Origin of the sequence: Labilibaculum manganireducens, from assembly GCF_963665805.2 — a bacterium.
Classification (GTDB): Bacteria; Bacteroidota; Bacteroidia; order Bacteroidales; family Marinifilaceae; genus Labilibaculum; species Labilibaculum manganireducens.
In genome coordinates, this window is the sequence record NZ_CAXXEE010000003.1 from 3,908,025 (window position 1) to 3,933,064 (window position 25,040).

Genomic DNA, 25,040 nt, shown 5'->3' on the forward strand with positions numbered 1-25,040 from the left:
AAGTCGACACATTTTCTTAATAACTGACGGCAAAACTAATTCCTTTCTTAGAAGTCGCACTCTTAAATGTTTTAAATAAACGTTAATTCGGCTTAACGAAAAATTAACACGGTTGAAACACCTTTGTACATACGGGTAATTCTTTTACTTCGCGTAGATAAACAAAAAAAAACGGAAGCTCCCACTTAAGGAACTTCCGTTATCTATAATTTGTTTAGGTTTTATTTTTTGAAAATACCTAAGTCTTTCAAATCTGAGTTTAAAATGTAATCAAGGTGACCAGCACAAACCGACTTACCCATTTTCACATAAACTTCACATGACTCATGGTATTTATCGTCACGGGTTGTATCCAATAAAGTAAGATATCCCATTATAATATAACCAGCCATTTCAACCAAACGACGAGCATGGAAATCCATAAAATCGTTATGATCTGCTGATGCATTAATCTCACTAACCTTGGCTACTGCCTTTTCGTACTGCTCAGTCATTCCTTTAAGCATAGTTCTGATATACTCCAATTGTGGGTTTAAATCAGAAGCTTCGTAATCTTTGATCTGAGCCAGATACTGACCAGTTGTAACCCCTCGAACAGCTGCAACAACCTGTAACTGAGATGTTCCTTCATAAATATTCGTAATACGGGCATCACGCACCAAACGCTCAATCGGGTAATCTTTCATGTAACCCGAACCAGCATGAATCTGCAATGAATCGTAAGCAATTTGATTACAATACTCCGATGCAAATAATTTCAACATTGGAGTCAGTACATCAGCAATTTTTTGGTACTTCTTCATCTCATTTCTCTCATCCTTATCCAAAGAACGATCCTGGGAGATATGGTAGTAACACTTGTAAACATCAACCATACGACATGTTTCATACAACATGGAACGGGAAGCATTCAACTTCGCCTCCATATTGGTCAACATTTCGTAAACAGCTGGAAATTTAATAATTGCCTTACCAAACTGACGACGTTCCTTAGCATATGCCAAACCTTCACGATATGCAGCTTCTGCAATACCTACCGATTGAGCACCAACACCTAAACGCGCACCATTCATTAATGACATTACGTATTTGATCAATCCCATCTTGCGGTCTCCCACCAATTCGGCAGGAGCATGAGTAAATACCAACTCACAAGTAGGAGATCCGATAATACCCATTTTGTGCTCGATACGACGAACTTTAACAGCCATGTGCTTTTTGTCGTAAATAAACATAGACAAGCCACGACCATCATTGGTTCCCTCTTCAGAACGAGCCAAAACCAATGCAACCTCACCATCACCATTGGTAATGAATCGTTTCACACCATCTAAATACCACTGATCTTCTTTGGCATTATAAGTAGCTTTTAATTGAACAGCCTGCAAATCGGAACCTGCATCCGGCTCAGTTAAATCCATAGCGGCAGTTGCTCCTTTGGCAAAACGCGGCAAGTAATTCATTTTTTGCTCCTTCGAAGCAAATTCATGAATTGTTTCAGCACAATCCTGAAGACCCCAGATATTAGCAAAACCAGCATCTGCACGAGATACCAATTCCGCAGCCATTACGTAAGGTACCAACGGGAAATTCAACCCATCATACTCACGAGGCAAGCTCATTCCGATCAAACCAGCTTTTGTTAAAGCATCATGATTCTCTTGTGTTCCTCTTGCATAAATTACACGATCGTTTTCAACTCTTGGTCCTTCCTGATCAACACTTTCAGCATTTGGATCGATAATATCTCCACAAATCTCACCTACAATTTCCAGTGTTCGATCGTAAGAATCCATTGCATCCTCAAAATCAAGAGGAGCATAATCATATGTTTCTTTATCTTCGAAGTTGCGCTCTTTAAGGGCAACAATTTTTTTCATTAAAGGATGATCCAAGTGGAACTTCAAATCATCATTATCGTTATAGAAATTAGCCATTTCTTTGGATGTTTTTTGTTAAAAATTAAAGCGATTAGCGAACACCATTACCTTAAACAGGTTTCTTACTTAGTGTTTTCTTTGTACTGCTTAATCATTTTTGGAATCACATCAGCAATATCACCGGTAATAATATAGTCAGCAAAATTGTTTATTGGTGCATTCTTATCAGTATTAATTGCAATAACCATTGAGGATTCCTCCATACCTGCAGTATGCTGAATCTGCCCCGAAATACCGCAGGCAATATATAGTTTAGGACGAACAGTAACACCTGTTTGTCCAATTTGACGCTCATGAGATGCATAACCAGCATCAACAGCAGCACGGGAAGCACCAACTTCTGCACCAATAACATCAGCTAATTCATACAATTTATCGAAGTTATCTTTGGAACCTACACCGTAACCACCTGCGATAATAATACCTGCATTTTTGATGTTTACTTTTGAAGCCTCCATATGACGCTCAATAACTTTCACTATAAAATCTTCAGCATTTACATACTTCTCAACATCGAGCTGTTTCACTTTTCCTTTGTAAGCATCCGAAAGAATCTCTTTCTTCATTACTCCTTCACGAACAGTAGCCATCTGAGGACGACAGTCAGGATTGACAATTGTAGCTACAATATTTCCTCCAAAAGCAGGACGAATCTGATACAATAAATCCTTATATACTTTGTTGTTCTTCTTGTCTTCATGATCACCAATAATCAAACTGGTACAATCAGCAGTTAAACCTGAATGAAGAGCTGAAGATACACGAGGACCTAAATCACGGCCAATGCTGGTAGCACCCATCAAGGCAATCTGCGGTTTTTCTTCCCCGAATAATTTCACAATAATTGATGTGTGAGGCAATGTAGTGTAAGGATACAAACGCTTATCACTGGCAATCCATACAGTATCCACACCATAAGGCATAATCTGCTTCTCAACACCTTTAAGGTCGGCTCCAATTACGATAGCTTCCAACTCACATTTTAAATCGTCAGCTAGTTTTCGACCTTTGGTTAAAAGTTCAAGGCTTACATCTGCAACCTGTCCCTCTTCTATTTCACAATATACAAATACGTTGTTCACGGTTTCAATTTTTTAAATTCCACTTTTACAGAGAACAGTAATCAGTAAACAGTGTACAGTGTAAAAATAACTGACGACTGGAAACCGGTAACTGTAACCTTGTTAACTGCTATCCGATGGTATGGTTAGCGATTAATTCTTTCATTAATTCACCCATATCAGCATCAGTTGGCTCAAGAACTTTAGCCTCTTTTGCTTGAAAAACTACATTTTCAATAGCTTTTACCTTTGTAGGAGATCCAGTTAAACCAAGCTCTTCTGCTTTAGTTTCGATATCATTTACACTCCATTCGCCAATATTCAAATAAGGACGGTTGTTGTGCAACAAGATGTAATCTTCATCAGCATTCTGCATTTCAGAAACAGCTCTGGCATGCTTGTATTTCATTACATATTTAGCATTTCGCGGACGACACTCAGGAGCTGAAGCATTTACTGTTACCACCATAGGTAAAGTTCCCTCTACAGTCTCAACACCACGCTCTAAACGGCGTTTAATTACGATTTTCCCTTTTTCTGCTGATACCACTTCTTCAGCATATGTAATTTGAGGAAATCCCAGTTTCTCGGCTACCTGAGGACCTACCTGAGCGGTATCTCCATCGATTGCCTGACGACCTGCAATAATAATATCAATTTTACCCATTTTTTTTAGGGTACAAGAAAGAGCATAAGAAGTTGCCAATGTATCAGAACCAGCAAAAGCACGATCCGATAAAAGTATTCCATTATCAGCACCACGGTAAAGACCTTCACGAATAATCTCGGCTGCTCTGCCAGGTCCCATAGTTAAAAGTGTTATTTCTGTCCCAGGGTACTTATCTTTCAAACGCAACGCTTGCTCAAGTGCATTTAAATCTTCAGGATTGAAGATAGCTGGCAATACAGCTCTATTCACGGTTCCATCAGCTTTCATCGCATCCTTCCCAACATTTCTGGTATCGGGAACCTGCTTAGCAAGAACAACAATTTTTAATCCTTTCATTGTAATATCTATTTTAACATCTGTAACTAATTCAGATTTATACAAAACTTATTTTCAAACTACCTATGCGTAATTCTCCAAGCTAAATAAATCATCAAATCACTAATTAATATTTCCTTATTCAGGTTTGCTCCAAAATGATTGAATTTCTCAAAATCAGAGATTAGCAAATATAAAGATTAGAGTACTTAAAACAAATCTAGATTGCGAGTTACACAACAGGTGTTATTCGTCAAAAAAAAACAAATTTTAGAACCACTCATCACAATTACAATATCCTAATAATCAAATAATTGACAATGCCACAAAATTATTTTTCTTAGAAATAATTCGACATTTTTGCATATTTTCCCTGTAATGACTTTAAATTCCATTACCAACTTGAACCAAAACTCTTCGAATCTAAATTTCTTTTTGTCAATCTGCCATCCGGATATACGTGAAAAAAATTTACAACTTATGACTCTTTACTATCGATGAAATAGTATTTCAATTAAAATTTTAAATTTGTTTAAATAAATAAGATTAAAAAACATGATTACATTTTTAAGTGCAATCTTGGCATTAATACTTGGGTACATTTTCTATGGTAAATTTATCGAACAAGTTTTCGGTGCTGATGACACAATTAAAACTCCAGCTGTCAGACTGGAAGACGGTGTTGATTTTATCCCCATGCCAACCTGGAAAATGTTTACCATTCAATTTCTAAACATTGCAGGTTTGGGACCCATTTTTGGAGCTATTTTAGGAGCCATGTATGGACCCATTGCATATATTTGGATTGTTTTAGGATGTATATTTATGGGAGCCAGCCATGATTATTTTTCGGGTATGCTTTCCATTCGGAGCGAAGGAGCCAGCCTTCCTGAGATCGTTGGTAAATATTTAGGCTCCGGCATTCAGAATTTTATACGGATTTTCACAATCTTACTACTCTTATTTGTTGGTGTGGCTTTCGTAACCGGTCCTGCAGGATTACTCACTGATTTTACCGGAGGTGGTCTAAACTGGTGGCTTTATGGAATATTTGCATATTATCTTCTTGCTACTCTACTGCCAATTAATAAAATTATCGGTAAAATTTATCCTCTTTTTGGATTCGCATTGTTGCTGATGGCCGTAAGTATAGCCGGTATAATGATTTTCAAAAGTGCATCAGGAGCTTTAATATTGAATGAAATATCATTTGGAGAATTAAAAAATCTCCATGTAAATCCCACACAGAATATACTATATCCAATGATGTTTATCGTAATTTCCTGTGGTGCCATTTCAGGATTTCATTCCACCCAATCACCAATGATGGCCCGCTGTATGAAAAAGGAAAGTTTTGGGCGACCTGTATTTTATGGAGCGATGATTGCTGAGGGAATCGTTGCTATTATTTGGGCTACTGCCGCCATGAACTTCTTTGGTGATACCGGTGAATTAAATTCTACAATCTCTTCCGGTCACAATCCTGCCTGGATTGTTAATGAAATATGCAATACCTGGCTGGGAAAAACGGGAGCAATATTCGCAATTATTGGAGTAATTGCTTGCCCTATTACAACGGGTGACACAGCATTTCGAAGTGCCCGGCTTACAATAGCTGATATCTTTAACTACAATCAAAAATCGATAAAAAACAGATTGTTAGTATCGATACCTCTATTCACTCTTGGATTTATACTGTCTCAACTTGAGTTTTCTACCATTTGGAAATATCTGGGTTTATCCAACCAAATCCTTTCTATGGTTATGTTATGGACAGCCGCTATGTATTTGGCTAAGAATGGCAAAAATCATTTACTCCTTAGTATTCCAGCCTTTTTTATGACTGCAATATGCTTTACCTATTTATTAGTTGCACCAAACAAAAATGGCGGCCTTGCACTAGACTCACAATTAGGAATTCTGCTAGGGATACTCATTGCAAGTTCAATATTTATCTGGTTTCTTGTTCACAGCAATAAAAAATAAAACAACTAATGTTACTACAAGCCAAATCAAATGACAAAAACCGGAAAACAGCAGCTGTTTTCCGGTTCAAATTAATTTATCACTTCTAGGCCTCACCTGTAGGACCAAATCCCATAGGCATAACAGTACCTTGTGGTCCGTGGTTTTCTTCAATTTTTATCGCTCCATGAAGCGATTCAAACTTTCGAATATTATCTTGTAAAGCCAGCATCAGTCTCTTTGCATGTTCTGGTGTAAGTATAATTCGTGATTTAACATCAGCTTTTGGAATTCCCGGCATGATTCTCACAAAATCTACAACAAATTCTGAACTGGAATGAGTTATTACGGCAAGGTTTGAATAAGTTCCCTGAGCAACATCTTCCTTCAATTGAATATCTATTTGATTAGATTGTTTTTTATCGTTCATGATTGTTTTTTATAATTAAAAAATTTGTCTTCCTGCTAAATTATGAAAATATTCCCTATTCCGATTAAATAGATAAACAAAAAGGGTGTTTTCAAATTGAAAACACCCTTTATATAGCTTAGAATAACTCTTAATATTCTCTAGACTTAGAATCTAACAGTTTTTCGTATTCAGCTTTTGCGCCAACAACTATATCCCTGTACTCTCTTAAACCAGTACCTGCAGGAATAAGGTGACCACAAATTACGTTCTCTTTCAAACCTTCAAGATTATCAATTTTACCGCTGATTGCAGCTTCATTAAGAACTTTTGTTGTTTCCTGGAAAGAAGCAGCTGAAATAAAACTCTTAGTCTGAAGAGCCGCACGGGTAATACCTTGCAGAATCTGAGTAGAGGTTGCAGGAATTGCATCACGAGCATCAACAAGTTTCAGGTCTCTTCTTCTCAATACTGAGTTAACATCTCTCAGTTTTCTAGAAGTAACAATCATTCCTGGTTTCAATTCTTCTGAATCTCCCCCATCAACAACAACTTTCTTACCGAAAATTTCATCATTTTCTTCCATGATAGCCATTTTATCGATAATTTGCTTTTCAAGGAATCTTGTATCTCCCTGGTCATCGATAATTACCTTACGCATCATCTGACGAACGATAATTTCAAAGTGCTTGTCGTTAATCTTCACACCCTGCATACGGTATACATCCTGAACTTCATTCACGATATATTCCTGTACTTTGGTTGGTCCTTTAATCGCAAGAATATCAGCAGGAGTTGTTGCACCATCAGATAATGGAGTTCCAGCTCTTACATAATCGTTTTCCTGTACAAGAATTTGTCTTGAAAGTGGTACTAAATACTTTCTAACATCTTCTCCTTTGGTTGTAACGATAACTTCACGATTACCACGCTTAATTTTTCCGAAACTAATCTCTCCGTCAACCTCTGAAACTACAGCAGGATTAGAAGGATTACGTGCCTCGAATAACTCAGTCACCCTTGGAAGTCCACCGGTGATATCACCAGCTTTACCAACAGCTCTTGGAATTTTTACCAACGACTGACCTGCCAAAACCATTTCACCTTCAGCTACAGAAACGTGAGCACCTACTGGTAAATTGTACGATTTTAAAACATCCCCTTTGGAATTTAAAATCTTAACCCCGGCATTTTTCGTTTTATCTTTTGATTCTATTACTACTTTTTCAGCAAAACCTGTTGCCTCATCAGATTCCTGACTGAAAGTAATCCCTTCAATCAAATTATCAAATGAAACTTTTCCTGAAAACTCAGTAATGATCATTGCATTGTATGGATCCCACTCACAAAGAAGATCGTCTATCTTAACATCCTGACCATCTTTAATGTACAATTTAGATCCGTACGGTATTGTATGTGTTGTTAATGTAATATTGGTATTTCTATCAACAATACGTAATTCAGCCAAACGACCGATAACAACATCGTACTTTTTATTGTCTTCATTTTTGTACTCAACAGTACGTAACTCATCAAACACAGCGTAACCATTGTATTTAGATACAACAGAATTCTCTGCAGAAGTGTTACCTGCTGTACCCCCTACGTGGAAAGTACGAAGCGTAAGCTGTGTTCCCGGCTCTCCAATAGACTGAGCTGCAATAACACCAACAGCTTCTCCTTTTTGAACAGCTATACCAGTTGCCAGATTACGTCCATAACATTTTGCACATACTCCTCGTTTCGACTCACAAGTTAATACAGAACGGATTTCCACTTTTTCAATCGGAGAATTCTCAATTTGCTGGGCAATCTCTTCTGTTATTTCCTCACCTGCTTCTACAATCAATTGACCTGAAATAGGATGGAAAATATCATGTACAGTAGTTCTACCAAGCAATCTCTCAAACAATGAAGCTACAACCTCTTCCTGATTTTTAATTGCCGCAGTCGTAAGTCCACGTAAAGTACCACAATCCTGTTCGTTGATAATAACATCTTGTGCTACATCAACCAATCGACGGGTCAGGTATCCTGCATCAGCCGTCTTAAGAGCCGTATCCGCCAAACCTTTACGAGCACCGTGAGTTGAAATAAAGTACTCAAGAACTGACAAACCTTCCTTAAAGTTAGAAAGAATTGGATTTTCAATAATCTGACCTCCTGTAGCACCGGATTTTTGTGGCTTGGCCATCAATCCCCTCATACCACCCAGCTGACGAATCTGTTCTCTAGATCCACGAGCTCCTGAGTCAAGCATCATATAAACAGAGTTGAATCCCTGATTATCATCAGCCAACTGAGTCATCAAAGTTTGAGTAAGGTTCGCATTAACATGCGTCCAAATATCAATAATCTGATTGTAACGCTCATTATTCGTAATGAAACCCATGTTGTAGTTACTCAACACCTCTTCCACCTGAGCATAACCATCAGCTACTAAAGCCTCTTTTTCTTCAGGTACCGTAACATCAGAAAGGTTAAACGATAATCCACCTTCAAAAGCTTTAAGATATCCCAGATCTTTAATATCATCAAGGAAGTTGGCACACGCATGTACACCACATTTCTTGAAAATAAATCCAATAATATCTCTTAATGCTTTTTTAGTAATCAATTGATTAATAAAACCTGCTCCAAGAGGAGTTGCTTCATTCAAAATGATTCTACCGATGGTTGTTTCAACTATTGTATCAACTAATTCATCGTTCTCATTTAGATCTTTAACTTTTACTTTAATCTGACTGTGAAGATCAACTGCTTTTTCATTGTAAGCAATCATTGCTTCTTCTGCTGAGTAAAAGCTTAATCCTTCCCCTTTACCACCTTTTCGTGCCTTGGTAATGTAATACAATCCAAGTACCATATCCTGAGAAGGAACAGTTACCGGTGCACCATTAGCAGGGTTCAAAATATTGTGAGAACACAACATCAGCATTTGGGCTTCCAAAATAGCTTCATTACCTAAAGGCAAATGAACCGCCATCTGGTCACCATCAAAATCCGCATTAAAACCTGTACATGCTAAAGGATGCAAACGAATTGCTTTTCCTTCAATCAGCTTAGGTTGAAATGATTGAATACCTAAACGGTGAAGAGTAGGAGCACGGTTAAGAAGAACCGGATGTCCTTTTAGTACATTCTCCAGAATGTCCCAAACAACAGGATCTTTACGATCAACAATCTTCTTCGCCGATTTTACTGTTTTTACGATACCGCGTTCGATCAATTTTCGAATAACAAATGGCTTATAAAGCTCAGCCGCCATATCTTTAGGCAAACCACATTCGTGCATTTTCAAATCAGGTCCAACAACAATTACCGAACGTGCAGAGTAATCAACACGCTTTCCCAATAAGTTTTGACGGAAACGACCTTGCTTACCTTTCAATGAATCTGAAAGTGATTTAAGCGGACGGTTGTTTTCAGTCTTAACTGCATTTGATTTACGGGAATTATCAAATAATGAATCAACAGCTTCCTGAAGCATACGCTTCTCATTTCGAAGGATTACTTCGGGTGCTTTGATTTCAATAAGTCTTTTTAAACGATTGTTACGGATGATAACTCTTCTGTACAAATCATTCAAATCGGAAGTTGCAAAACGACCACCATCCAATGGAACCAAAGGACGCAATTCCGGTGGAATTACAGGAACAACTTTAACAATCATCCATTCAGGACGATTTACTCCTTGTGATTCGCGGAAAGACTCAGTAACCTGAAGTCTTTTTAAAGCTTCATTTTTACGTTGCTGAGAAGTTTCAGTATTTGCTTTATGACGCAAATCATAAGAAAGAGCGTCAAGATCCAAACGGGCTAAAAGACTAAATAAAGCGTTAGCACCCATTTGCGCGATGAATTTATTTGGATCATCATCATCAAGATGCTGCTGATCTGCAGGTAATTCATCAATAATATCAAGATATTCCTCTTCTGTAAGGAAATCAAGGTATTTAATTCCGTCAGCCGCTTTAATTCCCGCATTAATTACTACGTATCTTTCGTAGTAAATAATAGAATCAAGCTTTTTAGTAGGTAAACCTAAAAGGTAACCTATTTTATTTGGCAACGACTTAAAATACCAAATGTGGGCAACAGGTACGACCAATTGAATGTGTCCCATTCGCTCACGTCTAACCTTTTTCTCGGTTACCTCAACACCACACCGGTCACAAACAATTCCTCTGTATCGGATTCGTTTGTATTTACCACAATGGCACTCATAATCTTTTACAGGACCGAAAATTCTTTCACAGAATAACCCGTCGCGTTCTGGCTTATAAGTACGATAGTTGATGGTTTCAGGCTTTAAAACTTCACCACTGGATCTTTCTAAGATCTCTTCCGGAGAAGCGAGACTGATAGAGATTTTTGTAAAACTACTCTTTACTTTGTTATCTCTTCTGAATGCCATATGTTGAAAATTAGGAAATTAACAATTTTGTTTCAAGCAAGGCGAATGCCGGGAAACCCAACATTCGCTTTATAATAAGGCTTATACTAATTTAACGCTCAACCCTAAACCTCTTAGTTCATGTAATAATACATTAAGAGATTCCGGTATTCCAGGACTAGGCATTGGATCACCCTTAACAATAGCTTCGTAAGCTTTCGCTCTACCCACTACATCATCCGACTTAACGGTAAGGATTTCCTGTAAGATATGAGCCGCACCAAAGGCCTCCAGAGCCCAAACCTCCATCTCTCCAAAACGCTGACCCCCAAACTGTGCCTTACCTCCTAGAGGTTGCTGGGTAATCAATGAATAAGGTCCAATAGAACGTGCATGCATCTTATCATCAACCATGTGACCAAGTTTCAGCATGTAAATAATACCTACTGTTGCCGGCTGATCAAATCTAAGTCCGGTACCACCATCGTGTAAATAAGCTTTCCCAAAGGCTGGAACTCCAGCTCTGTCAGTATATTCAGTTATCTCATCAAGAGTTGCACCGTCAAAAATAGGAGTAGCAAATTTCAATCCCAGTTCTTTACCTGCCCAACCTAGTACAGTTTCAAATACCTGACCAAGATTCATACGAGATGGCACACCAAGAGGATTCAAACAAATATCCACCGTAGTTCCGTCTTCAAGGAAAGGCATATCTTCTTCACGTACTACACGTGACACAATACCTTTATTTCCATGTCGACCAGCCATTTTATCACCAATTTGGAGTTTACGCTTCTTAGCTACATAAACTTTAGCCATCTGAATAATACCAGCAGGCATTTCATCTCCAATAGTGACATTATATTTCTTACGCTTATTAGCACCCTGAAGTTCTTTGTACTTAATGATGTAATTGTGCAGTAATTTCTTAATTGTATCGTTCTTATCTTTATCGGTAGTCCACTTACTAGGATTAATTTCCAAATAGTTGATATCCATCAAAAGCTTCTGAGTAAACTTAACTCCCTTAGTAATTACATCAACATTTAAGTAATCCTTAACCCCTTGAGATGTTTTTCCATTTACCAGAACAAACAATTTATCTACCAACCGAATCTTTAACTCATGAATCTGATTAGCAAGTTCTTCATCCAATTTAGCAATTAACGGCTTATCGGATTGCTTGGATTTACGATCACGCATTGAACGGGAGAACAACTTCTTGTTGATAATTACACCTCGCAATGAAGGAGAAGCTTTCAAGGAAGCATCTTTTACATCACCAGCCTTATCACCAAAAATAGCACGAAGTAATTTTTCTTCCGGAGAAGGGTCAGACTCACCTTTTGGAGTAATCTTACCAATTAAGATATCTCCAGGCTCAACTGTAGCTCCAATACGAATCAATCCATTCTCATCAAGATTTCGTGTTGCTTCTTCACTAACATTAGGAATATCAGAGGTTAACTCTTCCATACCCCGTTTAGTATCACGAACTTCCAGTGTGTACTCATCAACGTGAACCGAAGTAAATACATCATCCTTAACAATTCGCTCCGAAATTACAATCGCATCCTCATAGTTGTAACCTTTCCAAGGCATAAATGCCACTTTAAGATTACGACCTAAAGCAAGTTCGCCTAATTGAGTCGCATATCCCTGAGTAAGAATCTGACCAGCAACAACTCGATCGCCCTTAGCCACAATCGGCTTAAGATCCATCGTTGTTCCCTGATTGGTTTTGCCATATTTTGGAAGTAAATAAGTTTTACTATTTCCTTCAAAGCTCACAAAAACCTCTTCCTCTGAACGTTCGTAATCAATTACAATTTTTGTTGCATCAACAAATTCAATTACTCCATCCCCTTCGGCACAAATCTGAGTTCTTGAATCTCTTACAAGATTCGCCTCTAAACCTGTTCCAACAATAGGTGATTCAGGATTAATAACCGGCACAGCCTGACGCATCATATTAGATCCCATCAAAGCACGGTTAGCATCATCATGCTCAAGGAATGGGATTAAAGAAGCTGCGATAGATGCAATTTGATTAGGAGCAACGTCCATCAAATTTAGCTTATGAACTTCCTCAAAAGGGAAATCACCATCCATACGAGATTTTGCTTTTGCATTAACAAAAGATCCATCATCATTTATAGGTGCATTTGCCTGAGCAATTATTAACCCTTCTTCTTCTTCCGCCGATAAATAATTTATTCCTTCAAGAGATAAATCAACCTTTCCATCTACAACCTTACGGTATGGAGTCTCAATAAATCCAAGATTATTAATCTTTGCGTAAACACACAAAGACGAAATCAGACCAATATTTGGTCCCTCAGGAGTTTCAATAGGACATAAACGTCCATAATGAGTATAGTGTACATCCCGAACCTCAAAACCTGCTCTTTCTCGGGAAAGACCACCTGGTCCAAGTGCTGACATTCTTCTTTTGTGTGTTATCTCAGCCAATGGGTTCGTTTGATCCATGAATTGAGATAAAGCATTTGTTCCAAAAAAGGAATTAATTACAGAAGATAATGTTTTTGAATTAATCAAATCGATTGGAGTAAACACCTCATTGTCACGAACATTCATTCTTTCACGAATAGTACGGGCCATACGGGCTAAACCAACACCAAACTGCGTATGAAGTTGTTCTCCAACAGTACGAACGCGACGATTACTAAGGTGATCAATATCATCAACATCAGTACGCGCATTCAGCAATTTTATCAAATACTTGATAATTTCAATAATATCCTCCTTGGTTAATACCTTAGTATCATTAGCCGTATTTAGGCCTAATTTTTTATTGATACGGTATCTACCAACGTCACCTAAATCATAACGCTTGTCAGAGAAAAATAATTTATCGATTACGTCTCGGGCTGTAGCCTCATCTGGTGGCTCAGAATTCCTTAACTGACGATAAATGTGAAGAACTGCTTCTTTTTCAGAGTTACAAGGATCTTTCTGCAAAGTATTATAAATAATTGCGTAATCGGCAAGATTTTGCTCCTCTTTATGCAATAAAATAGTCTTTGCTCCTGACTCAAGAATTTCTTCTATATGTTCTGGTTCTAGTATGGTCTCACGATCTATAATTACCTCGTTACGTTCAATAGATACAACCTCTCCTGTATCTTCATCCACAAAGTCTTCAATCCACGACTTAAGAACACGGGCGGCAAGTTTACGACCTACAATTTTTTTGAGTCCGCTTTTAGAAACTTTAATTTCATCAGCCAGATCAAAAATTTCTAAAATTTCTTTATCACTTTCATAACCAATTGCACGTAACAATGTAGTTACAGGAAGTTTTTTCTTACGATCTATGTATGCAAACATGACATTATTAATGTCTGTTGCAAACTCAATCCAAGAACCTTTAAATGGAATAATTCTGGCAGAATATAACTTGGTTCCGTTAGCGTGTACACTTTGTCCAAAGAACACACCTGGTGAACGGTGAAGTTGAGAAACAACAACACGTTCTGCTCCGTTAACCACGAAAGTACCCTTTTCTGTCATATAAGGAACTGTTCCAAGATATACATCCTGAATCACAGTATCAAAATCCTCATGTTCTGGATCGGTACAGTAAAGTTTTAGCTTTGCTTTTAGTGGAACACTATAAGTTAAGCCTCTTTCGATACATTCTTCGATTGCGTAGCGGGGTGGATCAACAAAATAGTCGAGAAACTCCAATACGAAATTATTTCTAGTATCAGTAATTGGGAAATTCTCACTAAATACCTTAAATAATCCTTCGTTCTTTCTTTTCTCCGGGGTAGTTTCCAGCTGAAAAAAGTCTTGAAAAGATTTTAATTGAACCTCCAAAAAATCAGGATATGCAAGCTGATTTTTATTTGAAGTAAAACTAATTCTTTGACTAATTGTATTTGAAGACATTTACTTAAAATTAATTGAACCTAAACGATAATAAACAACAAAAAGGCTTAGAGTCCCGGTTAGGAACTCTAAACCAAAATAACCCTATATATAGGTTTTAGCGCTTCTATTTAAGTTCAACTTCAGCTCCAGCTTCTTCTAATTGTGCTTTTAGTGCTTCAGCTTCTTCCTTAGAAACTTTTTCTTTCAATGGAGCTGGTGCAGCATCAACTGCAGCTTTAGCTTCTTTTAATCCAAGACCAGTTAATTCCTTAACCAATTTCACAACAGCTAGTTTAGAACCACCTGCTGATTTAAGAATTACATCGAATTCACTTTGTTCAGCAGCAACTTCAGCACCACCTGCTGCAGGAGCAGCAACAGCAGCAGCAGCAGCTGGCTCAATTCCGTACTCATCTTTCAAAATAGTAGCTAACTCACTTACTTCCTTAACAGTCAAATTAACTAATTCTTCTGCAAACTTTTTTAAATCTGCCATTTTCCTTCAGTTTTTAAAATTTAATTTACTAAATATATTACTCTTTTCTGAAAGTGTTTTCACAACACCAGCTAGGATATTCTTTCCTGATTCCAAGGAAGAAATAACATTCTTGATTGGAGATTGAAGCAATGCAACGATATCACCAATAAGTTCTTCTTTAGATTTGATTGAACAAAGAGCATTCAACTCATTGTCTCCAATATAAAGCGATTCTTCAACAAACGCCGCTTTCAGGATAGGTTTATCATGTCCCTTACGGAACTCTTTGATAAGCTTTGCAGGTAAATTTCCGGTTTCTGCCAACATAAGAGAAGTAGATCCCTTAAGTGCAACATTTAAACCTTCAAAATCACCTTCTGCTTTTTCCAAAGCAATTCGAAGAAGTGTATTCTTCACTACAACCAATTTTACTTCTTTTTCAAAACAAATTCTACGAAGAGAAGATGTTTTTTCTGCACTCATTCCTGAGATGTCAGTAAGATAAAAATGGTTTGAAGCGTTGATTTCCTCCGTCAAGCTATCAATAATCTGAATTTTTTGTTCCCTTTTCATGATTACTAAGGTCTTGATTAAAAATTAAAATTAGTCAAGAATAGACTTGACATCCACCTGAATACCAAGGCTCATTGTACTTGACAGGTATACACTCTTGATATAAGTTCCTTTGGCTGCAGAAGGCTTCAATTTATTGATCATGCCAACAAATTCTTTAGCATTCTCATGAATTTTGTCTACATCAAAAGATACTTTACCAATGGATGAGTGAATAATACCATATTTATCGACCTTAAAATCAATCTTTCCAGCTTTCACTTCGGTAACTGCCTTAGCAATATCCATTGTTACAGTACCAGATTTAGGATTTGGCATCAAACCACGTGGTCCTAAAACTCGTCCTAAAGCACCAACTTTTGCCATAACAGTTGGCATGGTGATGATAACATCAATGTCAGTCCATCCTCCTTTGATCTTGGCAACATAATCGTCAAGGCCAACATGGTCAGCACCTGCAGCTCTGGCTTCTTCTTCCTTATCAGGAGTACAAAGTACCAGAACACGAACATTTTTACCAGTACCATGAGGAAGGGTAACAACACCACGAACCATTTGATTAGCTTTTCTTGGGTCAACTCCTAAGCGAACATCCATATCCATTGAGGCGTCAAATTTGGTGAAAGTAATCTCCTTAACCAACTTTGCTGCTTCGTCGATAGAATATAGCTTACCAGTCTCCACTTTCTCTGAAGCTAACTTACTATTTTTTGTTAGTTTACCCATTTTACTTGCAGTATTTATAATTATTGATTAAGAGGATTATCACCACTAATAGTGACACCCATACTTCTTGCTGTTCCAGCTACCATACTCATGGCGCTTTCTAATTTAAAAGCATTCAAATCTTTCATCTTTCCTTCTGCGATCTCGCGAACTTGATCCCAGGAAATAGAACCAACCTTAACACGGTTTGATTCAGCAGAACCAGATTTTAATTTAGCAGCTTCCAGAATTTGAACAGCAACGGGAGGAGTTTTCGTAATAAATTCAAAAGAACTATCAGAATAAACTGTAATCACAACTGGAATTACTTTTCCAGCCTGATCTTGAGTTCTTGCATTGAATTGCTTACAAAAATCCATAATATTAACCCCTTTAGACCCTAATGCCGGTCCAACTGGGGGTGAAGGATTTGCAGCACCACCTTTGATCTGCAATTTTATTAATCCTGCAACTTCTTTAGCCATAGCTTTCTTTTCTAAGGATTTAATTATTCTTTTTCTACTTGCATGAAACTTAATTCAAGAGGAGTCTTTCTTCCGAAGATTTTAACCATAACTTTCAGTTTCTTCTTCTCAGCATTCACCTCTTCAATCACACCAGTAAAACCATTAAACGGTCCATCCGTTACCTTAATCATTTCTCCAACAAAATAAGGAATACTAATCTCCTCATGTTTACCGGATAATTCATCAACCTTTCCAAGAATACGATTCACTTCTGACATTCGCATTGGTGTTGGGTCGCCGCCTTTAGTATCCCCCAGGAAGCCAATCACATTCGTGATACCACGAAGGATGTGAGGAATTTCGCCAACGAGTGCTGCTTCAATAAGAATATAGCCAGGTAAGAATATTCTTTCCTTGCTTATTTTCTTACCGTTGCGCACTTGAAATACTCTTTCGGTAGGAATTAGAACCTGTGATACATACTCCTGCAGACCTAGATTAGAAATTTCACTATCAATATATTCTTTGACTTTCTTTTCTTTTCCTCCGACAGTCCTAAGAACATACCATTTTCTATCAATTTCAACCATGTTTTCTTTCAGGAATTAGTAAAACATACTGTATATAATATCCATCAAATTCTTGAACCCAAAGTCCATAGCGAAAATCGCTGTTGCAATAATAGCGGAAGCAACCATTACAACGATCGCACTACTTTGAAGTTCAGACCATGATGGCCAAGATACTTTCTGAACTAGTTCTTTATAAACTTCTTCAAAATAAATTTTTAGTTTCATAAGGCTTGTTTGTCTTTGCACGGGTGGAGAGACTCGAACTCCCGACACCTGGTTTTGGAGACCAGTGCTCTACCAACTGAGCTACACCCGTCTATATTAAGATTGATCCGGAAAAAAACCAGATCAATCTCTATATATTTATTACTCAATAATTTCAGTAATCTGACCAGCACCTACAGTTCTACCACCTTCACGCATAGCAAAACGTAAACCTATAGAACAAGCAACCGGAGTGATTAATTCAACATTAATAGTAACGTTATCACCTGGCATTACCATCTCAACTCCTTCTGGAAGTGTAATCTCACCAGTTACATCAAGAGTTCTGATATAGAACTGAGGACGGTATTTATTATGGAATGGAGTGTGACGTCCACCTTCTTCTTTCTTCAATACATAAATCTCAGCTTTGATTTTTGTATGAGGAGTAATAGTTTTAGGATGACAAATAACCATACCACGTTTGATAGAAGATTTTTCAATACCTCTCAACAACAAACCAACGTTATCTCCAGCTTGACCTTCATCCAAAATCTTACGGAACATTTCAACACCAGTACAAACTGTTTTCATACCTTCAGCACCTAAACCGATAATCTGAAGTTCTTCACCAGTTTTAACAATACCAGTTTCGATACGACCTGTTGCAACAGTACCACGACCTGTGATAGAGAATACATCCTCGATTGGCATCAAGAAAGGTTTATCTACATCACGAGGAGGAAGTGGAATCCATGAATCAACAGCAGCCATAAGTTCAAGAATTTTTTCTTCCCATTCTGGCTCACCATTCAATCCACCAAGTGCAGATCCAGCGATGATTGGAGTATTATCCCCATCAAATTCGTAAAAATCTAAAAGTTCACGAACTTCCATTTCTACTAACTCCAGCATCTCTTCATCGTCAACCATGTCAACCTTGTTCAAGAAAACAACCATTTTAGGTACGTTTACCTGACGAGCCAACAAGATGTGCTCACGAGTTTGAGGCATAGGACCATCAGTTGCAGCACAAACCAAAATAGCACCATCCATCTGAGCAGCACCAGTTACCATGTTCTTTACGTAATCCGCGTGACCAGGACAGTCAACGTGAGCGTAATGACGATTCTCAGTTGAATATTCAACGTGAGCAGTATTAATCGTAATACCTCTTTCTTTTTCTTCAGGTGCGTTATCGATAGAATCGAAAGACTTTATTTCGCAATATCCTTTTTTTGCTAACACAGTTGTGATCGCTGCAGTCAAGGTTGTTTTACCGTGATCTACGTGACCAATGGTACCGATATTTACGTGTGGTTTTGACCTGTCAAAATGTTCTTTAGCCATAACTCAAAAAGTTAATTAAAATTAGACAACAATTAAAAACAATACAATATATTTCTGAGCCATTGATGAGAATTGAACTCATGACCTCTTCCTTACCAAGGAAGCGCTCTACCCCTGAGCTACAACGGCAATCACAAAAATGTGAGCGGGAAACGAGACTCAAACTCGCGACCCTCAGCTTGGAAGGCTGATGCTCTATCAACTGAGCTATTCCCGCAAAAAAGAAACATTACTGTTTCTTCTATAATTTTGTGGGGAGAGCAGGATTCGAACCTACGAAGACGATGTCAGCGGAGTTACAGTCCGCCCCAGTTGGCCACTTTGGTATCTCCCCAAAAAAAATTACCGAGCCGATAGAGGGATTCGAACCCACGACCTGCTGATTACAAATCAGCTGCTCTGACCAACTGAGCTACATCGGCAACTTACAAACCACCTATTTAACAGGCATACTTTTCCCTGAAAATGGTTTGCAAATGTAAAAATATTTTAAATTTATCACAAGCTAATCGAACATTTTTTACGATTATTTTGCGCGAAGTTTTTCTTTGTGTTTCACGAGCTGACGACGAAGAGCTTCAATCACCATATCTGTAGACTCTTCAAAGCTTTGACTTTGCTTTTTCGTAAACAAATCAGCACCTTTCAAATCTAAAATGATTTCCACAACTTTATTTTCTGCAGTAACTGACTTCTCCAAACGAAGAAAAACCTCAACCCCTACAATATCATCATCAAGCTTCATCAACTTATCCAATTTACTCTGAATAAAAGCTTCAAGCTTATTATCAGCAACAAAACCAATTGATTGAATATTTACCATACTATAACCTCCACATTTATTATGCTCTTGGATGAGCTTGTTTATATACTTTATTTAAACGCTCGAATGTAGTATGAGTATAAATTTGGGTTGCTGAAAGATTGGAATGTCCAAGCAATTCTTTAACCGCATTCAATTCAGCCCCGTTATTTAGCAAATGTGTGGCGAACGTATGACGCAACACATGAGGACTTCGCTTGGCAAGCGTTGTAATCTTCGATAAGTGTTTTGTCACAATCCGATACAACAACTTTTCGTATACAGGCACCCCCTTTTTAGTTACAAAAAGAAAATCACTCCTCTCTTCAAAAGTTCTGCTTCTTTCTTCAAGATATTCATCAAGAAGCTTTTCAAGACCTTTGCTTACCGGAATGATCCTTTCCTTATTTCGTTTACCTAAGACCTTCACCAAAGAGGTTCCCCGATCAAAACTAGCAATTTTAAGATTCATCAATTCGGACAATCGCATGCCTGTCTGATAAAACATTTCAACAACTAATCTATCTCTAACCCCTTCAAACCCTTCGCCAAATTCAACTTCCCGCAACAACTGCATTGCATGCTCAGCAACAAACCCAGGAAGTTTCTTCCCTTGCCGTGGCCCAACAACCCGATCCATAGGATTGGTGTCAACAACAGATTCCCGCAATAAGAATTTAAAAAAGGATTTCAAAGAAGACAATTTCCTATTTACTGTTCGTGAAGAGTTACCTTCATTCATTAAAAAAACGATCCATTTCCGCACACTTTTAAAATCCACATCTTTGACTTCCTCAACTTCATTTTTCGACATAAAATCAAAAAACTGAGTCAAATCACAATCATAAGATAGAATAGTATGTACCGAATATCGTTTTTCGAATTGTAAATAAGACAGAAAAGATTCCTTATAACTCATACATCCAGGATATTTACCCAACAGGATAACCCAAGATACAAAAAATTAAGATATCAAGGAATAAAAAGAAATTAATCTTCGTTCTGCTGCATGTTCTGAACGTAGATAGCATGAAGTTTCTCTACTCTTTTCTTCACAGAAGGTTTTGTATAAACCTGTCTTCCTCTTAGTTCTTTGATTACTCCAGTCTTTTCGAATTTTCTTTTGAATTTTTTCAAGGCTCTTTCAATGTTTTCGCCTTCTTTCATAGGAATAATAATCATAATTTTCTCCTTTAAATATTAATTTTTCTTACTGAGCCGCAAATTTATCAATTCATTCACTATAATTCAAATATATTCGAAGAAAAGTACACAAATTTACTTCAATTAAAGAAATTATAGTCCTAAGCGGGAGCACAAAGATAGCAAATAACCAATCCCTTCTCCACTTACAGACAACTTTCTAGTTTAATTCCAAATAAGGAGTCAATTTTAAAAATATTGAATCGGGGATTAATTTATGAGTTTGCAATTGATCAACAGAGGTGAAATTGCCATTTCGCTCTCGATAACGGATAATATCTTTTGCGGTTCGTTGATTGATATAAGGGTGTTTTTTTAATCGCAGCGCATCAAAAGAATTTATCATTAGCCTTCTGATAGAAATTGAATCGACACAAATACTGGATTCGATTCGAATCAATTTTTCTTTTGATATACCGTAAACTTCCAGCAATTGATCTTTCGAAACAAATCCGCCCAACAAATCCCGATACTTAACAATTCGCAATGAAAGCACAGAACCGATTCCCGGTAATTGCTTTAGTTGAGTCGTATCAGAACTATTAAGTTGAACAAGTATTTTATTGGAAGGAATTTCACTATTAGATTTAACAACTATCTTCACATAAGGCAGAAGCTCCACAAACTTAACAGAATCAAAACCATAAATCTTTTTTAAATCGGTTGCCTGCCTAAAATTTCCTCCGGCTGCAAGATAATTTTTAATACGAACGCTTATCCTTTTATTAACGCCTAAGCTATCCCATTCTTTCAAGGATATTACATTTGGATCAAAAGCAAATAGATTGTATTCTTTTCCAGTATTTATCCGGCTCTCTTTTTTAATATTTTCATCACCAGAAATACGAATGTAATTGCTTAATAACTCAAGGTCAGATTCATTAATTCCATAGATTTTAATAAGATCAATTTTCGCCTTAAATTTTCCGCCTTTGTTTCTGAACTTAATTAGATTGTTGATTTGAAAAGAGGTCAAACCGAGATTGATCAGTTCTTCTTTACCCGCCTTATTGGGATCAAAGAAATCTAAATTCGCAATTTTAATTTGCTCCTTCTTATTTACTTCTTTATTTTCAATCAAAGAGATAAGACTATCAATTTGGTTTTGTTTTTTTCGATCAATTACAAATTCAGAAGCTTCGCCGGACTTAAAAAAAAAAGGTGAAAAGTACATTACCATCAACAATACAACCAGTATTATTATACCATTTCTCTCTGAAGCTGAATAAGAAAAATATTCTCTAAAAATGTGTTTAAATTTCATCGGTATTGAAGTGTGCGATTAACACTTAACAATATCGCATTATTATGACAGTTATCCAAAATTAAACAGGCCTAATCCATGTAAGAAAACTATTGCGATGGCACCTGGAGCTATAAACTTCACCAAGAAAATGAACACTGTGAGTAACCAATTTACGATACTTGCTCCTTTTGCCAACTCCTTTTCTATTTTTTTTCTTCCTAAATACCACCCTACAAATAAGGAGATAAATAGTCCTCCAAGCGGAAGAAGTATATTGGCTGAAATCCAATCCAACAAATCAAAAAAGTTCAAACCAAACATTGTGTACTCTTTTAACACTCCCATTGACAAAGAACAAAATACTCCAATAACAGAAATCATTACAGTTGCTAAAACAGTTGAAAAATTCCGTTTCAAATTAAGTTCTTCCCGAAAATACGCCACCACAACTTCGAGTATTGATATTGACGACGTTAAGGCAGCAACTGTTAGTAAGAGAAAAAACAAAATTGCAAAGAAGAAACCACCTGGCATTTGCTGAAAAACATTGGGCAAGGTAATAAATACAAGGCCTGGACCACTACTCGGCTCAATTCCAAATGCAAATACCGCAGGAAAAATTGCTATTCCTGCTAATATTGCAATCACAGTATCAGCAATAGTAACCTGAAGAGCTGTAACAGCAATATTATTCTTATCATCAATGTAAGAGCCATAAGTTACCAGTGTTCCCATCCCCAAACTCAAAGAAAAAAACGCATGCCCCAAAGCACTCAAGATTCCATCTCCTGTCAGTTTTGAAAAATCAGGGTTAAAAAGAAACCTTAACCCTTCTGAAGCACCATCAAGGGTAACCGACCTAATACAAAGAACAATGATTATCACAACAAGAAGTGGCATCAGGAACTTGGCATATTTTTCAATTCCATCTTTTACACCAATTATTACGATCGCCATTGTCATGACCATAAATAAAAGCTGATATAGAATTGGTGATACAGGACTCTCAATAAAATTCACAAACATGGACTCCATCTCATTTGGACTCTTTGCAGCGAAACAACCTGTGGCAGCCTTAACAATGTAATCGATACTCCAACCTGCAACAACCCCATAAAATGCCAAAATCATTACTGCAGCAGCAACACCAAGCATTCCTACAAGTTTCCATGGAGAATTTGGAGCTAAATACTTAAAGGCTCCGAATACATTTCGTCTGGATTTACGTCCAATTGCCAATTCAGAGAGCATAACAGGCAATCCAATAAGAGCTATAAATCCTAAATACACAAATAAAAATGCGGCTCCACCATATACTCCGGTGATGTATGGAAACTTCCAGATATTCCCCAAACCAACAGCAGAGCCAGCCGCAGCCGCAATTACACCAAATTTACTTGAAAACACATCGCGGGAAGAGAGCTTATCTTTATTCATTTGTTCTTTTTAGTTGCCTGCATTTTAATTCGAAGAATTCCAAATTTGCTAAAATTAACTTCAAATTCAAAAACACGATTGATGTTTAGAATCATTGAAAACAAAAAACCCGGAAAAAATCCGGGTTTTAAATATTTTGAGAGAAGGTAAATTTAGTTACGTCCTACCCCATTTAAATCTTCGAAAGCCTTAACCAGTCTATTTTTCATAGAAACCTCACCTGCGCGCAACCATACACGGGGATCGTAATATTTCTTATTTGGCTTATCATCTCCTTCAGGGTTTCCAATTTGACCTTGCAGGTAATCGTGATTCTTAGCTTCGAAAGCACGAATTCCGTCCCAACATGCCCACTGAGTATCAGTATCGATATTCATTTTAACAACTCCGTAAGAGATTGCTTCACGAATTTCTTCAACACTTGAACCTGATCCACCATGGAAAACAAAATCAACTGTATTTTTCGCAACTCCATATTTCTCTGAAATGAAAGATTGAGAATTCAATAGTATTTTTGGAGTTAAAACTACGTTACCTGGTTTATAAACACCATGAACATTACCAAAAGAAGCAGCAATTGTAAAACGAGAAGAAACTTTTAATAACGTTTCGTAAGCCAATGCAACATCTGCAGGTTGTGTATACAATAATGAGTTATCCATATCTGAATTATCAACACCATCTTCTTCTCCACCAGTACAGCCTAATTCAATTTCAATGGTCATACCCATTTTATCCATACGCTCTAAATACTTAGCGCAAGTACCAATATTTTCTTCCAACGGCTCTTCAGATAAATCTAACATGTGTGAGCTAAATAATGGTTTTTCTGTTTCTGCAAAAAAGGTTTCACCTGCATCCAATAAACCATCGATCCAAGGAAGTAGTTTTTTAGCCGCATGATCGGTATGCAGAATAACTGGAATACCATAATGTTCTGCTACTGCGTGAACATATTTAGCACCTGCAACAGCACCAATAACAGCAGCACCTTGTCCTTCTGCAACAATTCCTTTTCCTGCGAAAAATGAAGCACCACCATTTGAGAACTGAATAATGATTGGGGAATTAACTTCACGTGCAGCCTCAAGAGCAGCATTGATTGAGTTGGTTCCAATAACATTTACAGCAGGAATAGCAAATCCTTCTTCTTTAGCAATTTGAAATAATTTTTGCACGTCGTTACCAGTTACAACACCTGGCTTAACTACATCTAATACTCGTTTCATAATAATATTTTTTATCGGATAGTTCTAAATAAAATCGGCTGGGAAGTCAATTTGCCACGAAGTTAAAAAGAAATTATAGATTTTGCACTGTTTTGGATATAAGAAAATTACGCAAACGAAT

Annotated in this window: 20 protein-coding genes and 5 tRNA genes; 1 reads left to right on the plus strand and 24 read right to left on the minus strand. The window is 37.3% G+C overall.

Translation table 11 applies throughout. The annotated features are described in order from the left end of the window. Window positions 1-221: 221 nt before the first annotated feature. The 3 genes from ACHZAX_RS15060 to ACHZAX_RS15070 all read right to left on the minus strand — a co-directional run bounded on the left by ACHZAX_RS15060 (window position 222) and on the right by ACHZAX_RS15070 (window position 4,007). The gene (locus ACHZAX_RS15060) at window positions 222-1,937 is read right to left on the minus strand and encodes an acyl-CoA dehydrogenase family protein (RefSeq protein WP_320019712.1); all 1,716 of its coding nucleotides are present in this window, start codon (window positions 1,935-1,937) and stop codon (window positions 222-224) included. A 65-nt stretch (window positions 1,938-2,002) separates the two neighbouring features. Beyond that, window positions 2,003-3,022 carry an electron transfer flavoprotein subunit alpha/FixB family protein gene (locus tag ACHZAX_RS15065; protein ID WP_101308763.1) on the minus strand — a complete coding sequence of 340 codons (1,020 nt, stop codon included), beginning with the start codon at window positions 3,020-3,022 and terminating at the stop codon, window positions 2,003-2,005. A gap of 109 nt (window positions 3,023-3,131) precedes the next feature. Continuing rightward, entirely contained in the window at window positions 3,132-4,007 is an 876-nt protein-coding gene (locus ACHZAX_RS15070) for an electron transfer flavoprotein subunit beta/FixA family protein (RefSeq protein WP_101308764.1), read from the minus strand. A gap of 534 nt (window positions 4,008-4,541) precedes the next feature. On the opposite strand from ACHZAX_RS15070, the gene ACHZAX_RS15075 reads away from it, so the two are divergent. Next, window positions 4,542-5,972, plus strand: coding sequence for a carbon starvation CstA family protein (locus tag ACHZAX_RS15075; RefSeq protein WP_101308765.1), 1,431 nt, complete (start codon window positions 4,542-4,544; stop codon window positions 5,970-5,972). 85 nt (window positions 5,973-6,057) lie between these two features. Here the strand turns inward: ACHZAX_RS15075 and ACHZAX_RS15080 are convergent, their stop codons facing one another. From ACHZAX_RS15080 to fbaA, 21 genes are all read right to left on the minus strand, one after another. Further along, window positions 6,058-6,381: a DUF3467 domain-containing protein gene (locus ACHZAX_RS15080; RefSeq protein WP_101308766.1), complete on the minus strand. Its 324-nt coding sequence runs from the start codon at window positions 6,379-6,381 to the stop codon at window positions 6,058-6,060. 130 nt (window positions 6,382-6,511) lie between these two features. After that, the gene (rpoC, locus tag ACHZAX_RS15085; protein WP_101308767.1) at window positions 6,512-10,777 is read right to left on the minus strand and encodes a DNA-directed RNA polymerase subunit beta'; all 4,266 of its coding nucleotides are present in this window, start codon (window positions 10,775-10,777) and stop codon (window positions 6,512-6,514) included. A gap of 81 nt (window positions 10,778-10,858) precedes the next feature. Then, window positions 10,859-14,671, minus strand: a complete 3,813-nt coding sequence (rpoB, locus tag ACHZAX_RS15090) for a DNA-directed RNA polymerase subunit beta (protein WP_101308768.1) — start codon at window positions 14,669-14,671, stop codon at window positions 10,859-10,861. Between the two features lie 106 nt (window positions 14,672-14,777). Next, a complete protein-coding gene (gene rplL, locus ACHZAX_RS15095) occupies window positions 14,778-15,149 on the minus strand; it encodes a 50S ribosomal protein L7/L12 (RefSeq protein WP_320019713.1) in 372 nt (123 codons plus the stop codon). A 6-nt stretch (window positions 15,150-15,155) separates the two neighbouring features. Continuing rightward, window positions 15,156-15,704, minus strand: coding sequence for a 50S ribosomal protein L10 (gene rplJ / locus ACHZAX_RS15100; protein WP_320019714.1), 549 nt, complete (start codon window positions 15,702-15,704; stop codon window positions 15,156-15,158). A gap of 30 nt (window positions 15,705-15,734) precedes the next feature. Continuing rightward, window positions 15,735-16,430, minus strand: coding sequence for a 50S ribosomal protein L1 (gene rplA / locus ACHZAX_RS15105; RefSeq protein WP_101308771.1), 696 nt, complete (start codon window positions 16,428-16,430; stop codon window positions 15,735-15,737). A 20-nt stretch (window positions 16,431-16,450) separates the two neighbouring features. Next, window positions 16,451-16,894, minus strand: coding sequence for a 50S ribosomal protein L11 (gene rplK / locus ACHZAX_RS15110; RefSeq protein ID WP_101308772.1), 444 nt, complete (start codon window positions 16,892-16,894; stop codon window positions 16,451-16,453). Between the two features lie 23 nt (window positions 16,895-16,917). Beyond that, complete coding sequence (nusG, locus tag ACHZAX_RS15115) at window positions 16,918-17,466, minus strand: transcription termination/antitermination protein NusG (RefSeq protein WP_101308773.1); 549 nt, start codon at window positions 17,464-17,466, stop codon at window positions 16,918-16,920. 15 nt (window positions 17,467-17,481) lie between these two features. Continuing rightward, entirely contained in the window at window positions 17,482-17,673 is a 192-nt protein-coding gene (secE, locus tag ACHZAX_RS15120; RefSeq protein WP_101308774.1) for a preprotein translocase subunit SecE, read from the minus strand. 18 nt (window positions 17,674-17,691) lie between these two features. Further along, window positions 17,692-17,764: transfer RNA gene (locus ACHZAX_RS15125), tRNA-Trp, on the minus strand. 50 nt (window positions 17,765-17,814) lie between these two features. After that, window positions 17,815-19,002, minus strand: a complete 1,188-nt coding sequence (tuf, locus tag ACHZAX_RS15130) for an elongation factor Tu (protein WP_101308775.1) — start codon at window positions 19,000-19,002, stop codon at window positions 17,815-17,817. A 57-nt stretch (window positions 19,003-19,059) separates the two neighbouring features. Next, window positions 19,060-19,131: transfer RNA gene (locus ACHZAX_RS15135), tRNA-Thr, on the minus strand. Window positions 19,132-19,146: 15 nt separating this feature from the next. Then, a tRNA-Gly gene (locus ACHZAX_RS15140) sits at window positions 19,147-19,219 on the minus strand. Between the two features lie 35 nt (window positions 19,220-19,254). Next, a tRNA-Tyr gene (locus tag ACHZAX_RS15145) sits at window positions 19,255-19,336 on the minus strand. 14 nt (window positions 19,337-19,350) lie between these two features. Next, a tRNA-Thr gene (locus ACHZAX_RS15150) sits at window positions 19,351-19,424 on the minus strand. 104 nt (window positions 19,425-19,528) lie between these two features. Beyond that, complete coding sequence (gene hpf, locus ACHZAX_RS15155) at window positions 19,529-19,825, minus strand: ribosome hibernation-promoting factor, HPF/YfiA family (protein WP_320019715.1); 297 nt, start codon at window positions 19,823-19,825, stop codon at window positions 19,529-19,531. 19 nt (window positions 19,826-19,844) lie between these two features. After that, window positions 19,845-20,723, minus strand: a complete 879-nt coding sequence (locus tag ACHZAX_RS15160) for a tyrosine-type recombinase/integrase (protein WP_101308777.1) — start codon at window positions 20,721-20,723, stop codon at window positions 19,845-19,847. 71 nt (window positions 20,724-20,794) lie between these two features. Then, window positions 20,795-20,986 (minus strand): 30S ribosomal protein S21, encoded by a 192-nt coding sequence (gene rpsU, locus ACHZAX_RS15165; RefSeq protein WP_101263213.1) that lies wholly within the window; start codon window positions 20,984-20,986, stop codon window positions 20,795-20,797. 181 nt (window positions 20,987-21,167) lie between these two features. Then, window positions 21,168-22,271, minus strand: coding sequence for a helix-hairpin-helix domain-containing protein (locus tag ACHZAX_RS15170; protein WP_320019716.1), 1,104 nt, complete (start codon window positions 22,269-22,271; stop codon window positions 21,168-21,170). A gap of 51 nt (window positions 22,272-22,322) precedes the next feature. Next, on the minus strand, window positions 22,323-23,690 hold the full coding sequence (locus ACHZAX_RS15175) for a sodium-dependent transporter (RefSeq protein WP_320019717.1): 1,368 nt from the start codon (window positions 23,688-23,690) through the stop codon (window positions 22,323-22,325). A gap of 152 nt (window positions 23,691-23,842) precedes the next feature. Beyond that, entirely contained in the window at window positions 23,843-24,919 is a 1,077-nt protein-coding gene (gene fbaA / locus ACHZAX_RS15180) for a class II fructose-bisphosphate aldolase (RefSeq protein WP_320019718.1), read from the minus strand. Between the last annotated feature and the right edge of the window lie 121 nt (window positions 24,920-25,040).